The organism is Nonlabens sp. Hel1_33_55 (assembly GCF_900101765.1).
In the GTDB taxonomy this organism is placed as follows: domain Bacteria; phylum Bacteroidota; class Bacteroidia; order Flavobacteriales; family Flavobacteriaceae; genus Nonlabens.
Map to the genome: position 1 here is coordinate 177,720 of NZ_LT627735.1, position 15,397 is coordinate 193,116.

The 15,397-nt window shown below is 39.6% G+C and carries 13 protein-coding genes and 1 other RNA gene; 7 read left to right on the forward strand and 7 right to left on the reverse strand.

Going from position 1 to position 15,397, the window contains the following annotated elements; genetic code table 11:
* Complete coding sequence (gene rlmD / locus BLO34_RS00780) at positions 1 to 1,425, reverse strand: 23S rRNA (uracil(1939)-C(5))-methyltransferase RlmD (protein WP_090751728.1); 1,425 nt, start codon at positions 1,423 to 1,425, stop codon at positions 1 to 3.
* A 146-nt stretch (positions 1,426 to 1,571) separates the two neighbouring features.
* Between rlmD and rocD the strand changes: the two genes are divergently transcribed.
* On the forward strand, positions 1,572 to 2,843 hold the full coding sequence (gene rocD / locus BLO34_RS00785) for an ornithine--oxo-acid transaminase (protein ID WP_090751730.1): 1,272 nt from the start codon (positions 1,572 to 1,574) through the stop codon (positions 2,841 to 2,843).
* Between the two features lie 90 nt (positions 2,844 to 2,933).
* Here rocD and BLO34_RS00790 read toward each other — a convergent pair whose 3' ends face one another.
* From BLO34_RS00790 to BLO34_RS00800, 3 genes are read right to left on the reverse strand one after another with little or no spacing between them, the layout of a single operon-like run.
* Positions 2,934 to 3,296 carry a CCC motif membrane protein gene (locus tag BLO34_RS00790; RefSeq protein WP_090751732.1) on the reverse strand — a complete coding sequence of 121 codons (363 nt, stop codon included), beginning with the start codon at positions 3,294 to 3,296 and terminating at the stop codon, positions 2,934 to 2,936.
* A 13-nt stretch (positions 3,297 to 3,309) separates the two neighbouring features.
* Positions 3,310 to 3,603 (reverse strand): DUF2752 domain-containing protein, encoded by a 294-nt coding sequence (locus BLO34_RS00795; RefSeq protein WP_090751734.1) that lies wholly within the window; start codon positions 3,601 to 3,603, stop codon positions 3,310 to 3,312.
* Between the two features lie 7 nt (positions 3,604 to 3,610).
* The gene (locus tag BLO34_RS00800; RefSeq protein ID WP_090751736.1) at positions 3,611 to 5,653 is read right to left on the reverse strand and encodes a T9SS type A sorting domain-containing protein; all 2,043 of its coding nucleotides are present in this window, start codon (positions 5,651 to 5,653) and stop codon (positions 3,611 to 3,613) included.
* A gap of 296 nt (positions 5,654 to 5,949) precedes the next feature.
* On the opposite strand from BLO34_RS00800, the gene BLO34_RS00810 reads away from it, so the two are divergent.
* On the forward strand, positions 5,950 to 6,486 hold the full coding sequence (locus tag BLO34_RS00810) for a Smr/MutS family protein (protein ID WP_090751740.1): 537 nt from the start codon (positions 5,950 to 5,952) through the stop codon (positions 6,484 to 6,486).
* Between the two features lie 3 nt (positions 6,487 to 6,489).
* Here the strand turns inward: BLO34_RS00810 and BLO34_RS00815 are convergent, their stop codons facing one another.
* Positions 6,490 to 7,467, reverse strand: coding sequence for a hypothetical protein (locus tag BLO34_RS00815; RefSeq protein ID WP_090751741.1), 978 nt, complete (start codon positions 7,465 to 7,467; stop codon positions 6,490 to 6,492).
* Positions 7,468 to 7,538: 71 nt separating this feature from the next.
* Here BLO34_RS00815 and BLO34_RS00820 point away from each other — a divergent pair, with 71 nt between their 5' ends.
* On the forward strand, positions 7,539 to 8,696 hold the full coding sequence (locus BLO34_RS00820; RefSeq protein ID WP_090751743.1) for a cysteine desulfurase family protein: 1,158 nt from the start codon (positions 7,539 to 7,541) through the stop codon (positions 8,694 to 8,696).
* Here BLO34_RS00820 and BLO34_RS00825 read toward each other — a convergent pair.
* Together BLO34_RS00825 and BLO34_RS00830 are read right to left on the reverse strand one after the other, a co-directional pair.
* Positions 8,693 to 11,167 carry a carboxypeptidase-like regulatory domain-containing protein gene (locus BLO34_RS00825; RefSeq protein ID WP_090751744.1) on the reverse strand — a complete coding sequence of 825 codons (2,475 nt, stop codon included), beginning with the start codon at positions 11,165 to 11,167 and terminating at the stop codon, positions 8,693 to 8,695. The genes BLO34_RS00820 and BLO34_RS00825 overlap by 4 nt on opposite strands.
* Positions 11,168 to 11,176: 9 nt before the next feature.
* Positions 11,177 to 12,889: a M23 family metallopeptidase gene (locus BLO34_RS00830; protein WP_090751746.1), complete on the reverse strand. Its 1,713-nt coding sequence runs from the start codon at positions 12,887 to 12,889 to the stop codon at positions 11,177 to 11,179.
* 115 nt (positions 12,890 to 13,004) lie between these two features.
* On the opposite strand from BLO34_RS00830, the gene BLO34_RS00835 reads away from it, so the two are divergent.
* The 4 genes from BLO34_RS00835 to rny all read left to right on the forward strand — a co-directional run bounded on the left by BLO34_RS00835 (position 13,005) and on the right by rny (position 15,367).
* Positions 13,005 to 13,292 carry a hypothetical protein gene (locus BLO34_RS00835; RefSeq protein WP_090751748.1) on the forward strand — a complete coding sequence of 96 codons (288 nt, stop codon included), beginning with the start codon at positions 13,005 to 13,007 and terminating at the stop codon, positions 13,290 to 13,292.
* A 1-nt stretch (position 13,293) separates the two neighbouring features.
* Positions 13,294 to 13,584, forward strand: a complete 291-nt coding sequence (locus BLO34_RS00840; RefSeq protein WP_090751750.1) for a cell division protein ZapA — start codon at positions 13,294 to 13,296, stop codon at positions 13,582 to 13,584.
* A 51-nt stretch (positions 13,585 to 13,635) separates the two neighbouring features.
* A non-coding RNA gene (gene ssrS, locus BLO34_RS00845) (6S RNA) lies at positions 13,636 to 13,745 on the forward strand.
* A gap of 44 nt (positions 13,746 to 13,789) precedes the next feature.
* Entirely contained in the window at positions 13,790 to 15,367 is a 1,578-nt protein-coding gene (gene rny / locus BLO34_RS00850; protein WP_090751752.1) for a ribonuclease Y, read from the forward strand.
* The last annotated feature ends 30 nt before the right edge of the window (positions 15,368 to 15,397 follow it).

The following is a 15,397-nucleotide window of genomic DNA, read 5'->3' on the forward strand; positions in this document are numbered from 1 at the left end:
TCATGACTTCAATTCTAATAAAACGACATTTTCAACATGATGCGTTTGAGGGAACATATCGACTGGACGCACTCTAACAATATCATATTTAGTATTTAATAACGCAAGATCACGCGCCTGTGTTGCACTATTACAACTTACATATACAATTCTGGGAGCTTCAAGATTAAGCAATTGGGCCACAACATCTTTGTGCATACCATCACGTGGTGGATCTGTAATGACCACATCTGGTGTGCCGTGAGTGTCGATGAAATCTGATGTAAATACATCTTTCATGTCGCCCACGTAGAATTCTGCATTTGTCACATTGTTTAATTCTGCATTTGCTTGGGCGTCCTCAATGGCTTGCTGTACAGACTCGATTCCTATTACCTTGGCAGCTTTTCCAGCAACAAATTGGGCAATGGTTCCTGTTCCCGTATACAAGTCATAGACCGTCTGTGAACCGTCCAATCCAGCAAATTCACGGGTTACTTTATATAATTCGTAGGCTTGTGCAGAGTTGGTCTGGTAGAAAGATTTTGCACTGATCTTGAACTGCAATCCTTCCATTTCTTCCATTATAAAATCGTCACCATGATATAATATCACATCCTGATCATAGATGGTGTCGTTTGCCTTCTCATTAATGATGTATTGCAATGATTTGATGGCTGGGAATGAGCTTTTCAAATGCTCCAAAAGCGCGATTCTTTGGTCTTCCTGTTCCTGAAAAAATTGGATCACGACCATCACGTCGCCAGTACTGGACATTCTCAACATCAAGGTGCGCAAGGTTCCCGATTTTTCTCGTGGAGCGTAGTAGGAGATGTTTTCCGCTTTCGCGAAAGCGTGGACACTCAACCTAATCTGCTCACCAATAGCTGGGTGCAAGTGGCATTCATCCAGGTGCAAGATCTTGTCCCACATACCCGGAATGTGAAAGCCCAGCGCTTTTTTATCATCATCTGCCAACTGAACATCTGACTGAATCTCTTCCAGCGTCAACCAGCGATTTGCTGAGAAGCTGAATTCCATTTTGTTGCGGTAATAATATTGCTGCTCACTGGCCAGGATAGGTTCCACCTCTGGTAGATCCAGATGACCTATGCGTGTCAGGTTCTCGACAACTTCTTTTTGTTTGAAATAGAGTTGGCTTTCATAAGCCATTTCCTGCCATTTGCAACCACCACAGGTATCAAAATGTTTACATAATGGTTGCGTGCGACGGCTAGATCGTTCATGAAAATGGGTAACCTTTCCTTCATAAAAAGATTTCCTCTTTTTAAAAGTTGTGATGTCGACTACATCGCCAGGTATGGCGTCAGTTAGGAAAATCACCTCGCCTTCAGCTGTTTTGGCAACGCTTTTTCCTCTAGCGCCTGCATCAACTACAGGTACATTTTCAAAAGTTTTTTGCGCTCTTCTTCTTCTTTTTGACATGGGTTCAAAATTAAGGCAAATGCCACGACTAGAAGTGTGTCTCACTCATAATTTGAATGTGCCACAATCAAGCCGAATTAACGTCACCTAAACGGATTGCCCGTGGGCTTTTTTGTAATTTGCAGCTTAGAAATTAAAATAAGCCAATGAATATTACAGCGTCAAAATCAAAGGAATTAATAGAAATAGAAGAGAAGCATGGGGCTCACAACTATCACCCTTTACCAGTTGTACTGGAACGTGGTGAAGGAGTTTATGTTTGGGATGTAGAAGGGAAGAAGTATTTTGACTTTTTGAGTGCTTATAGCGCTGTGAATCAAGGCCACTGTCATCCTGCCATTATTGATGCCATGTCAGAGCAGGCAAGAACGTTGACACTTACCTCCAGAGCTTTTCACAATAATAAGCTAGGAAAGTTCAATAGCTACATTACTGACTATTTCAATTTTGATAAAGTCCTTCCCATGAATACTGGTGCGGAAGCTGTAGAAACTGCGATTAAAATTGCACGTAAATGGGCTTATGAGAAAAAGGGAGTTGAAGAAAAGGATGCGCAGATTATTGTTTGTGAGAATAATTTTCATGGCCGTACCACCACGATTATTTCGTTTTCCAATGATGAGAACGCCAGAAAGAACTTTGGACCCTACACACCAGGATTTATAAAGATTCCATACGATGAAGTAGAGGCTTTAGAAAAAGCATTGCAACAGGATAATGTAGCAGGTTTTTTAATAGAACCTATCCAAGGTGAAGCTGGAGTCTATACACCAGCAGATGATTATATGCGCCGCTGTAAAGAATTATGTGAAAAACACAATGCACTTTTTATAGCAGATGAGATTCAAACTGGAATTGCCAGAACTGGAGCGCTATTAGCTGTTTGTGGAAAATGTAATTGTCAAGGTTCTTGTGAGCGACAGGAAACGTATTCACGTCCAGATATTTTGATTTTAGGAAAAGCACTTTCTGGTGGCGCCTTCCCAGTAAGCGCCGTTTTAGCTGATGATCATATTATGAATGTCATCAAACCTGGTCAACATGGAAGCACTTTTGGAGGTAATCCTGTAGCTGCTGTGGTGGCAATTGCTGCACTTGAAGTGGTAAAGGATGAATCACTTGCTCAAAACGCCAGGGCTTTAGGTAATTACTTTAGAGAAAAGATCAATGAGTATATAGAAACCACTGACACCGTAAAACTCGTTAGAGGTAGAGGTTTATTAAACGCCATTGTTATCAACGATTCAGAAGACAGCGACACCGCTTGGAATATCTGTTTAAAATTACGTGACAATGGATTGCTCGCAAAACCAACCCACGGGAATATCATCAGGTTTGCGCCACCGCTCGTTATGACTAAAGAGCAGCTCGATGAATGTATTGAAATCATTATTCAAACTCTTAAGGAGTTTGAATAATTAGTAAGCTTTGGTCGAGTTACGATCTAAAAAATAAAAAAGGGGAAAACGTTAGTTTTCCCCTTTTTTGGTTATAATGATATTGTACGATTACATACAACCAGCTTCTTCCATGGCTTCGTAAAGCGGTGCAAGTTGTTCTTCTGTTACATTAGGATTATCTGCAAAAGCATCTATATAGCCTTGGTAAAAAGCACATTGATTGAAATAGAAGGCTACTAATAATCCGAGACCAATTAGAGAAAGAATCAAGGAAATAATAGCAACGGTTTTTGCCGTTTTCATGGCCTTACCATTAGAGTAAGCCTCTGGATTCTCGTTGTATTTTTTCAATTCTTTGGAAGCGATTACTAACGCTATAATAGCGGCTACAGTTCCAAGTCCGTAAACGCAGCAACATAAAAATCCTACAATTGATAGGATATAGACTGCCGTGGTATTGAGTTTTTGCATGATGGTTGGTTTTTTAGATAAATGAAATTTTGATGATGTAACTGGTGATGATCGTTCCTATGGCAATGATGGTTGCCCATAATTTGATCTTCTCACCATATTTTACATTGACAAACATATCAAAAATTAAGAAACCTAAAAGAAAAATGATGGGTAATAATGCTGGGTACATTAAAAAGGATTCTTTGATATCGCCATGTAAAAAAAGAGAAATGGACCGCTGGATACCACATCCAGGACAGTCCATTCCTATCATTTGTTTAGTGAAACAGGGCAGCATCCAGCTGTCGTCCACAATTGTAATCATAAACTCATTAATTAGAAATAATTACTTTTTGAGCCATCTCTTCATCATTTCTAGTAGCAACCTTCACTATGTAGATTCCAGTAGAGTATGATGTTGTATTAAAAGTAAATTCTTGATTTGCTTCCTTAGGTGATTGTTGAGCCACCAATCTTCCAGCAAGATCAAAAACGCTAATGTTAGAAACCTCTTTGCTTGCAGGATTAAGGATTGTCAATAAGCTACGCTCATTATTCTGGAAAATATTAAATGCATTGCTAGTAAGTATTTCATCTCCATTACTCAAAGTAGACTTTTCTTCAAAGACAATTTCATAGCGATCATCCACTAATCCTTTTTCAGTAGTTATTGTATAGGAATCGTTTAGAATATCGTGGTATGTGTTGGTTTGTTTGTCGTGAATAAGAACTTTTTCAGTATCAAAATTTATAGCAGTAGCAACGCGAATTTGAAAGGTCGCTGAATTATTGGCTGTTTTAAAAGCGACAGGTACTGCTGTTTCATTTTTAGAAAAAGGTACCGATTGAATTACGTATTCATTGTTCTCGAGTGGCATATAGATGTCGGTATTTACCCGATTTGCGTTATTACTTCCTTCAAGACCCCAATCATAACCTAAGGTAGCTCCTTCACCAAAGGAGAGTATCATTTGCCTGTTATAGCTTTTATTTATGAACGTATTAATGATAATTTTTGGCCTAACAAATGTGGTATTGGCATTTGTTGATTGATCACTTCCAGATCCTGGCGCAGCCTTAAAAAATGAATTGCTATTATTCTCTTTAACAAGATCCCTTTGTGAATTACTAAAAGTCGCCGTTCCTTTGGATCCTACAGCGAAAGGATTACCTGTAACATCATTGTCTCGTACGATCATGAATCCCTGACCTACTGGAGCGTACCTTCTAGTCGTTCCAGCTCCAACAGGAAAAGATGGCCCGCCCGTGACATCATCTTCAGATCCACTAATTGGTACACCATTTTCATCATACTTAATAAAGGTAGCAGGTACAAACTCACCGTCATCTCCCTCAATTCCCATTGCACCTGGAGTATAAACGCCGTAGCCACCTTCATATTCTATCAAAAGATGTGTTGTGGACTGCGAATCCCAAAAATAGATTTCAGGCGTAATTTCTGGATTGTCAAATAAAAAGTCTTTCAAATCCAATGCCGAAGGGTATGGGTTACCAATTAATGAGAAGTCACCTTGTGCCACTCCCACTTCAATATCTCCATTATTTGGAATTCCTCTAAAGTCATATCTCTGTCCTTGTCCAAGAGAAGAAGTTTCAAGATTAACCCCAGAATCTAAAATGACCCCTTTCATAGTAAAACCATACCCAGGAAGCACAGTTGCGGCAGAAGGCGCAAAACTTTGCCATCCGAAATATCCTTGAGTACCGCCATTCCCAGCACCATCTCCAACGCTATTATAACTATATAACCATCGAGAAGCAATTCTTAGTGGTTGATTTACTATCGTAGGCCCTGTTTGAGTGGTATTATTTGTATATTCTTGATTATCTGTTCGTCCATCTCTAACTGAGGTGTCAAATATAAATGCAGGTTCAGCATCTATCACAAAATCTGTTTCAAATGGAAAATTTTCCATAAGTAAAGGAAAATACATTTGAGTATTTTTAAAACCAGCATTGGATCCGGCTCCAGATTCACTTACTGGGGACGACCAATAATTATAAGTAAAATTATTTGCAACACCTTCTTGAAAAACAGATAGCGTTCCATTACCACCATTATTTCCTATAGGGTCAGATATATCAATTAGGGCAGGGTCTCCTTGAATAAGATGGGCTATATTCCCATTTCCCTTACCTGCATTTACACCTGTTTGTATTGCACCTTCTCTCAAATAAAATGCAGATCCATCACTGGCTCCTGGAGCACTGGGTGCATCTCTCAAGACCAGACCTTTAGTTATAAAAATATCAGTCCCTTTGGAATAGATAAATGCATCATTGTTAACCTGAACCTGAGCTATCGAACTACCAGCAACAAAAAGAGTTGCGATAAATAATGTAAAGTTTTTCATATTGTATAACTTTTACCAAGACAAAAATATACTCTTTAAAATAGTAATTTCGCTATTTTGAAATCTAAATATTCTTGGCATACTAACTATCGGCAAAATACATAAATATTCGATGAACGATAACAAAAAACAGCTATTTAACGGTATTTTAATCATAATCGGCGTCATCTTACTTGCTTATTCCCTTACAGTTACAGGCGTTAGCGTCTATTTGCAGATCGTCGGATTATTTATATTGATGATAGGTGCTTACCGCGCTAGTAAACATTGGGCAAAACATAAAAACGACCACCTTGATGAGTAGTAAGTTTACAAAAGGAGATAAAGTACTGGTCCTGGACGACGATATGAGTGGTGTGGTCGCTTTCGCGAAAGCGGAACAAATAACAATCACGACAGAAGATGACATCGACCTGATCTTTCATGAAAATGAATTAATTCTGGATCAGCGATTCAAGGTGAGTCATGTGGAAAAAACTGAGCCATCTGCTAAAAAGCCGAAACGACGCATTCAATCACGCAAAAAGGCAGCGTTCATTCCTGCTATGGAAGTGGATCTTCACATCCATCATTTGACCGATAGTGAGCGCGGTATGGATAATTATGATATGATCAACCTACAAATCGACACGGCACGCAATAAAATTGAATGGGCACATCGCAATAATATTCCCAAACTGGTATTTATTCATGGAGTAGGCGCTGGAGTTCTTAAGCAGGAGCTGGATTATTTATTTGCGCGCTATGACTACCTCAAACACTATGATGCCGATTTCCAGAAATATGGAAAAGGAGCTACAGAGGTATATCTGTTTCAGAACCCAAAAAATTAGAATCTACTGTGGCTCCGCAAAAACAGGTGTCAAAGTAACCTGGTAAGCAGGCCGTACGTACGTTCCGAAATTTTCAATCTGTTCGAAATTCTCAAACACAACCGTTTCTTCACCTCTTACTAATGTAAGTACCGGGATAGAGATCTCAATAACAGCTATGCGTCTATAACTGTGCTCTATAAAATTATCAATGGCAGGTGAAACAGCATTTGACACCAAATCGTTACGATAATCTGGTAAGGGATTAATAGTTTCATTAGCAATGTCGTTTGTAGGATCTAGATCGCTATCAGCATCTTCCTGTATCGTCAATATCCCATCATTATCATCATCATTATCTAAATAATCAGGAATGCCATCCTCATCACTATCTCTAGAAAGTGGAGAGATTGTACCATCATCATCGATAGTAACACCTTCCTCACTTGTTGGAACGTTATCACCATCATCATCTGCATCTATTTTGTCTGGTAGGCCATCGCCATCAGTGTCTTGACCAGACGGTTCAAGATAATTAGGAATGCCATCGTCATCACTGTCAAGACCTTCTTCCTCTTCATTATTGAGTGCGGCAGTAGAGGTTAGTACTTGATTCGATACAGTTAAGTTTACTTGCCCTGAACTAGAAATTAGCGCATCGATGACATTAGGACTAGTTGGTGGCAGCAGACTGCAGAAATAATCATCTCCTGTCGCTCCATCATATTTTCTATATTCTACACTGTTGTTGGAACCTATAGTAAAACTTGGGTTGGATCCATCTGTATCAAAGAAATTTGTGGTAGATGTTAATTCAATGCTTAAGCTTTCAAAGGTTGAATCATCAGACTTGTAGAATAAATAAGTTCCTGATTCAGAGGTATCATCAGGTAAACATGCTTCAACATCAATATCTTGAAAAGAAAGATCTTCCACAATAATGTCACCGTCATCACAAGCAAAGAGCGTTATACAAAAAAAGAGGCCAAATATTTTCTTCATATTTCAAAGGTAGCATATCATTATAATATGATCATGCGGTTTATTGTTTCCTAAAATTTTATTTTTGCCAGATGAAGCAAGTATATCTAGATAATGCAGCCACGACGCAATTGCGACCAGAAGTGGTGTCTCGTATGGTTGAGGTACTCTCAACGGTGCATGGCAATCCCAGTTCAACTCATAGCTATGGACGTAGTGCAAAATCGTTGATTGAAACAGCTCGTAAGAACATTGCAAAACAATTAAACGTTACTGCAGCCGAAATTATTTTCACCTCTGGCGGTACTGAAGCTGATAATCTGGCCATTCATAGTTGTGTTCGAGATCTAGGTATCCAGCGCATCATCACCACAGGAATAGAACACCATGCGGTGGTTTATATTGTAGATTATTGCAAGGAAAAGTACGGCACTGAGGTAGTACATGTAAACCTAAAAGAATGCGGTACGCCTGACTATTTTCATCTTGAAAAGTTGCTCAAAGAATCAGATAAAAAAACACTCGTATCCTTAATGCACATCAATAACGAGATAGGCAATAGGCTAGATATTGATAGAGTAGGTAAGTTATGCCGTGAGAATAATGCTTTGTTTCATAGTGATTGTGTTCAATCCATTGGGCATTACGAAATGGACTTGACCGCTACACCAGTTGATTTTACAGCAGTAAGTGCACACAAATTTCATGGTCCCAAAGGAGTTGGATTTGCATTTATAAGAAAGGGAACCGGACTCAAACCATTGATTCTAGGTGGTTCTCAAGAACGTGGTATAAGAGCTGGAACTGAAAGTGTTCATAATATCGTAGGCATGGATCTAGCCATGCAAATGGCGTATGAGCATCTAGAAAAGGATCGTGCTTACATTAAGGAACTCAAAGAATATTTTAAAAGTTCGCTCGAGGCGAAAGTCGACGGCGTCAAGTTCAACGGTAAATGTGGCGATAGTGATAACTCAACCTACACTTTATTAAATGTGTGTTTGCCGTGTCCAGCAGAAAAAGCCGCTATGTTACTCTTTACTATGGATCTTAAAGGTATTGCTTGTTCAAAAGGTAGCGCTTGCCAGAGCGGTAGTCAAAAAGGTTCTCACGTCTTATCTCAAATTCTTAATGACGAGGATCTCAATAAGCCGAGTCTAAGATTCAGCTTCTCAATTTATAACACCAAAGAGGAATTGGATTATGTGGTAGATGTATTGAAGGAATATCTGGAGAGCATCAAGAATTAAAACCTTGCTACAACCCTAAAATTCAAAACTCTTGGAGTTAAGAAATTCGGGATGGCAATTTGTCTGCTACTAGCAATGTCTCTTACCCAAATGTTTGTGATGCTATTCTGATTATCAAAGATGTTATAGATCTCTGCACCTATATAGAACTCATCAAAGTTGGCAAAGGTTCTGCTGTCGTTTTTCTCGTCTTTGAAAACGTAATTGATTCCTAAATCTGCACGTCTATAATCTCTCAATCTAAATTGAAAATCGTAAGGATCTGCATAATTAGGGGAGCCACCAGGTAATCCAGTATTGTATACCAAATTCAAGTACATGCGCAACTGAGGTAAGTTGGGAACGTAATCTTGAAACAACATTGCAAATTTTAAGCGTTGGTCTGTAGGTCTGGAGATGAATCCGCGGTCGTTTAGGTTTTCTTCGGTTTTAAGATAACCAGCACTGATCCAGCTTTCGGTCCCTTTGATGAACTCTCCATTAAGTCTCAAGTCTAGTCCGTAGGCGTATGCTTTTGCCTCGTTATTTGCTCGATATCTAATTCTGACATTTTCTAATGTATAGGTATTGACATCACTTAAGTTTTTGTAATAAGCTTCGCTAGTCAATTTGAAAGGTCTATCGTTCCAATTAAAACTCCAGTCATTTCCAACCACAAAATGAACGGATTGTTGGGCTTTGACATCAGGGACCACAGATCCATTTTCATCACGCAATTCCCTATAAAAAGGTGGTTGATGATACACTCCAGTGGAAATCCTGAAAAGCATGTCAGTATTTTGCCAGTACGGTTTAATAGCAAACTGACCACGCGGTGAGAAAACGGTCTGATTAGAATCTTCAAAAGCATCACCGCTCACAGTCCAGTTATGAAAACGCGCACCTAGATTCCAAAAGATCTCACTATTTCCCAAGTAACCACGACTGCTGTATTGTGCAAAACCTTGAACTCGCGAAATTTGAACTTCGTTATCTGCATTTATAGAAGTGAATGGAACCAATGGCGCCGTAAATGGCGTGTAGGGTTCATCATTTCTAAGGTTGCCGCCAGGTGGTCTAACATTAAAGCCAGCGCTGTCTACGACGGTATATTCTCTAACTCGATCTCTTATATCTTCAATATTGGCCTTAATTCCCCAATCCAGCTGATCATTAGAATTTCCTTCTTTCTTGAATACAAAAGTCCCGCGATGTTCTAGGGTTGCGATGAGTGCATCTAGATCGTTACGGCCGTGCTCCAATTCTGAACCTATACCGGTAACAAAATCAACCTGGCCAAAATCCCTGCTTCCTATATCTGTATTGGGACTACCTAATCCATATTGGGCAAGAATGTCAAAGTGCTCTTGCTCTTGAGTGTGATATACACTTGAAATCAAACGTAAATTGAGCTGATCATTGACATCATAACTTGCCTTCAACGCACCAAAATAAGTTTCATACTGATCCTCTTCTTGGCCCTGATAATCAATGACTACTGCAATAGGTTCTTGAATGGTTCCAAAATTGGTTTGTCTATCTCGCGGCTCAAAATCATAGCTGTTCACCGCAATGTTTCCCAAAAAGCCTAACTCAAACTTTGGATTTACTCGATAAGTGATGTAGGTCTGAGCATCAAAAAATCTCGGGACGGCATTGGACACCGTTTCCCTAGAGTTGATGAAAAGACTGTTGTCTCTATAACGTATTCCTGCTGTTGCTGTTAACGCTTTCGCGAAAGCGGTACCCTCAACAAACGCATTTGCACCCAACAAACTTGCATCTATACCAGCCGAAAAATCAGTAGGTCTGCGGTATTCCAGATCCAAAACCGAGCTGAGTTTATCACCATACTTGGCCTGAAAACCACCTGCAGAAAAATCTACGCTGCGCACCAAATCTGTATTAACCACACTCAAGCCTTCCTGCTGACCGCTGCGTATTAAGAAAGGTCTATATACCTCAATCTCATTAATGTAGATGAGGTTCTCGTCATAATTACCACCGCGCACGGCATATTGTGTACTTAACTCGTTGTTATTATTAACTCCTGGTAATGATAAAAGGATGTTTTCAACGCCAGGTTGTGCACCTGGAATTCTCCTAATGATTTGTGGATCGATAGTAGTAATACCGCTAAATTGACGGTCAGTAGTAGCGCTGACGATCACGGTTGCTATCTGCTGGACGTCAACTTTCATCACAGGATTTAATTCTAGGATTTCGCCAGCCTTAAGAATCAAATCATTTACAATAACCGAACTATAGGAAACACTAGAAAAGCGTAAATCTAAACTTGTGTTAGGATCGACCTTAAGTTCGTAATATCCATTGATATTACTAATGGTTCCAACGGTGCTGCCTTGAATACTCACATTGACATTTGCAATAGGCTGCTGTTGCTCGTTGAGAATAATACCTTGAATGGTTGCTTGCTGTGCATGAGCTGCAATGGAAACAATGACAAAAAATAGAAAGGATATATATTTCAATACGGTAGATTATTCCTTGCGACGGAAGGTAGCTTCAAATTTACTGCTATTTCCAACATTGTCTGTCACGATCACTACGAGATCATTATCGGTTTCAGTTACAACGCCATCGTCAAAGTTGTGGGTCAATAGGTCAGTCTTGTAATCGTACTCCATCAAAATAAATTTGCCATTTACCGTTGCGCGGTAAGCTTTAATGCCTGTATCTCTATCGTCAATTTTTAGTTTTAGAGTTTTGTTTTTGCTAATCCATTGACCATCCTTAAAATTGACTGGAGAGATGGTTGGATCTTTTGTGTCCTTACAAATCGCATAAGTTCCCAGCGTTCTGGTAAATGCACTTAAGGTATTTCCTTTCAATCTTGATGAGGTATAATAAGCCGCGCCCCATGACGTGGTGCGGGCAATATAATACTTGTCGCGATCCTCATCTGATTTACCAGCCATATTATAATTGATCACCATATTTTTATGAAGTGGTATCACATCATAATGGACTTTGAGCGTGTCAGATGATTGTTCAATATTCAAAAATGCATCTTCATAAAGAGCATCCTTAGGAATAGTAAGCGTAAAGGCACCTAGTGTTGTGCTGAAACTCTCGTTATGAGGTATACGAGTTAAATTTTTAGGCGTCTCGATACTCAAGTCCTCCACCTTTGCCTCATTTGTGATATCCATCAGGATCTCACTATCATTTCCTTTGAAGTCAGTAATATTCACTTTGTAGGCATGTGTAGAACCAGGATCATAAAGCTGCAGTTTCCCATTGTTATTCGTGTCTCTATATAGACTTAGTGGGCTCCCATCTGGAATGTAGAGTCTGGAAATTCTACTTTTACTTTTTTTGAAGTGTTCAAAATCAATCATCTGGTTGATATACCTAGATTCATCAAATGAGAATTTGTCAAAGGTCATTTCAAAATGAGGACTGCCGTTAAAATAGGTCTTGATCTCAAAAACACCATTCTGATTATTAGCGCCATCAAGTCGGTCACTTGTGTTGACGCCCATTCCTATGTTACCGTAAGCAGAGAAAGGCTCGACTTTGAATTTATTACCTTGTTGTGGTACGACTCGTAACAATTGCGCCTCGTTCTTCCCGTTAATGGTAGATTCTGCATCCAGTGGATATGCTTTGACTTGCTTCACGAGAGGACTTCTAGAATCTGGAACATCTATGCCAAAAAGCATAGGATTCATGGGGCGTGCTGCGCCATCACGTATCTCAAAATGTAGATGTGGTCCACCGCTACCGCCAGAATTACCGCTGTACGCCACGATTTCATCCTGATCGACCCGCAATTCTAGATCACCTGGATATAACTGTATCTCATAACTTTCATTGGCATATTGCTTTGCTTTCACATAATCCTCAATTCTTGGACTAAATTTCTCTAGGTGCGCATAAACGGTAGTGTAACCATTGGGATGTGTGATATATAAAGCCTTGCCGTAACCGTAGTGTTCAATTTTAATGCGGCTCACATAACCTGATGCAGCAGCATGAACGTTAGCGCCAGTTCGCTGATTGGTTTTTATATCTAGTCCACTATGAAAATGGTTGGAGCGTAACTCACCAAATGTCCCGCTTAGAATAAGCTTGATATCCAGAGGATGATGGAAATAATCCTGTGGAAGATTTTGTGAAGTTTGGCTTTCGCCAAAGCGAACTAATAACAACCCCAGTAACAGGAAAAAGACATATTTTCTTTGCATCATCTAAATATATGGTTAGGAAAGTGGATCGCAAAAAGGTTTTCAAACTTTGTTCCATAAATATTTGATTTGTCTGTGTGGAAAGTTAATTTTGTTGGAACCGCATTAATTTTGCCAGATGTCCAAGCTTTTGAACCGCATTGATCAGATTGAGCTTAAGGTGAAAGCCTTAATCCATGAAAATCAAAGGTTGAATAAAGAGTTAGGCTCAAAGCAGGAGTCTATTGAAGGATTCAAAAAGCAACTGGAAGAGGCGCAAGAGACCATTAAAAATGGTAGTGAGACGATTGTGATGCTTAAAACGGCAAATGCGATGCTAGGTAGTGATGATTACAAAACAAAAACAAAACTCAAGATCAATGCGCTGGTCCGTGAAATAGATCAATGTATTGCACAATTAGCATAAGTTGGAAGATAAACTCAAGATCAAGATATCAATTGCAGATAGAGTCTATCCTTTGACCATCGATCCTTCTCGTGAGGAAGGATTACGTAAGGCAGCAAAGAGCATCGAGGCGATGATCAAGCAACTAGAGCAAAGTTATGCCGTACGTGATAAGCAAGATGTCCTTGCCATGTGTGCACTGCAGTTTGCAGCGCGGTCTGAGCAACATACCATTGATAAGAGTGACGACAATGAAGAAGTACAGGACCGTTTACAGGTACTGGAACAATTATTGAGTCAACACTTATCATAAACGTTCTTTAAATAAACAGTTACTACCTGCACTTGTTTCATTTTTTGGTGAACTCAACACTTAATTCTTTAAAAAAAGTGAGTCGTGGTTGTAAAAGCAAGCCGTGCCTAGAGCCGGATCCTTGATCAGCCAGTTAGCTTTAAACTTTATTTTTGGAGTTCAGACAAAACCGAAACTCGTGCAGGTTTTTTATATATAACAACCAATGGATACTACAACAGTGATTATAGCGGCGATCGTCGCACTCATAATAGGACTAGCAATAGGTTACTTTATAGCCAAAGCCAAAGTCGAGAAAGGAAAAGCTTCACAACTCATAAGTGATGCTAAAAAAGAAGCTGAATCCATCGTTAAAGATGCAGAAACTAAGGGCGAAAAAATTAAATCTGAAAAGACCTATCGAGCCAAAGAGAAATTCATAGAGCTTAAATCCCAGCATGAAAAAGAAATCATGAACAGGGAAAAGAAAATGAGCGATGCAGAGAAACGTACCAAGGATAAGGAATCCAAGGTCTCCAACGAGCTGGCCCAAAATAAGCGATTGACCCAAAGTCTTGATAGTAAAATCAAAGACCTCGACGACAAAAGAGAAGCTTTTTCTAAAAAGCAAGATGAAGTTGAAAAGCTTCACGAGCAGCAGATCAAGCAGCTGGAAGTCATAAGCGGTATGTCTGGTGACGATGCTAAAAAACAATTGGTAGAATCACTAAAAGATAAAGCCAGAACAGAGGCGATGTCTATTATTCAGGATACTATTGAAGAAGCTAAACTTACCGCACAACAGGAAGCTCGTAAGGTGATCATCAATACAATACAAAGAATAGGTACGGAAGAAGCAGTTGAAAACTGTGTATCGGTTTTTAATCTGGAAAGCGATGACGTTAAAGGTAGAATCATTGGTCGAGAAGGTCGAAATATTAGAGCTATTGAGGCAGCTACTGGTGTCGAGATCATCGTTGATGATACACCAGACGCTATCATCTTAAGTTGTTTTGATAGTGTGCGCCGCGAGGTAGCAAGATTGTCCTTACACAAATTGGTTACAGACGGTAGAATTCACCCAGCCAGAATTGAAGAAGTGGTGAGCAAAACCAGAAAACAAATTGATCAAGAAATTGCAGAAGTTGGTAAGAGAACGGTAATCGATCTAGGAATTCACGGTTTGCATCCAGAATTGATTAAGATGGTAGGTAGAATGAAGTACAGATCTTCCTACGGTCAGAACCTTTTACAACACAGTAGAGAAGTAGCTAAACTTTGTGGAACCATGGCTGCAGAATTAGGCCTCAATGCAAAACTTGCCAAACGTGCTGGACTATTACATGATATAGGTAAAGTCCCAGAAACCGAAGATGAAACACCTCACGCTATCCTAGGTATGAAACTTGCTGAAAAGCACGGTGAAAAACCTGAGGTTTGTAATGCCATAGGAGCACACCACGACGAGATTGAAATGACTTCTTTGTTATCACCTATAGTTCAAGTATGTGATGCGATAAGCGGTGCACGACCAGGTGCTAGAAGACAAGTGTTAGATAGTTACATCCAGCGATTGAAAGACCTTGAGGATATAGCCTTTGGCTTTGGTGGTGTGGAAAAAGCCTATGCTATCCAGGCAGGACGTGAACTGAGAGTCATGGTAGAAAGCGAAAAAATATCTGATGAAAAAGCAGGTCAGTTGTCCTTTGAAATCTCACAGAAAATCCAGACAGACATGACTTATCCAGGTCAGGTAAAAGTGACTGTGATTAGGGAAACCAGAGCAGTGAATATTGCGAAGTAAGCAATTACAATTTATAAAATCAAAAAGCCG

Bases quoted from the DNA above. Each gene is read 5' to 3' on its own strand.
- rlmD (WP_090751728.1), bottom strand. From the start codon at position 1,425: ATGTCAAAAAGAAGAAGAAGAGCGCAAAAAACTTTTGAAAATGTACCT.
- rocD (WP_090751730.1), top strand. From the start codon at position 1,572: ATGAATATTACAGCGTCAAAATCAAAGGAATTAATAGAAATAGAAGAG.
- BLO34_RS00790 (WP_090751732.1), bottom strand. From the start codon at position 3,296: ATGCAAAAACTCAATACCACGGCAGTCTATATCCTATCAATTGTAGGA.
- BLO34_RS00795 (WP_090751734.1), bottom strand. From the start codon at position 3,603: ATGATTACAATTGTGGACGACAGCTGGATGCTGCCCTGTTTCACTAAA.
- BLO34_RS00800 (WP_090751736.1), bottom strand. From the start codon at position 5,653: ATGAAAAACTTTACATTATTTATCGCAACTCTTTTTGTTGCTGGTAGT.
- BLO34_RS00810 (WP_090751740.1), top strand. From the start codon at position 5,950: ATGAGTAGTAAGTTTACAAAAGGAGATAAAGTACTGGTCCTGGACGAC.
- BLO34_RS00815 (WP_090751741.1), bottom strand. From the start codon at position 7,467: ATGAAGAAAATATTTGGCCTCTTTTTTTGTATAACGCTCTTTGCTTGT.
- BLO34_RS00820 (WP_090751743.1), top strand. From the start codon at position 7,539: ATGAAGCAAGTATATCTAGATAATGCAGCCACGACGCAATTGCGACCA.
- BLO34_RS00830 (WP_090751746.1), bottom strand. From the start codon at position 12,889: ATGATGCAAAGAAAATATGTCTTTTTCCTGTTACTGGGGTTGTTATTA.
- BLO34_RS00835 (WP_090751748.1), top strand. From the start codon at position 13,005: ATGTCCAAGCTTTTGAACCGCATTGATCAGATTGAGCTTAAGGTGAAA.
- rny (WP_090751752.1), top strand. From the start codon at position 13,790: ATGGATACTACAACAGTGATTATAGCGGCGATCGTCGCACTCATAATA.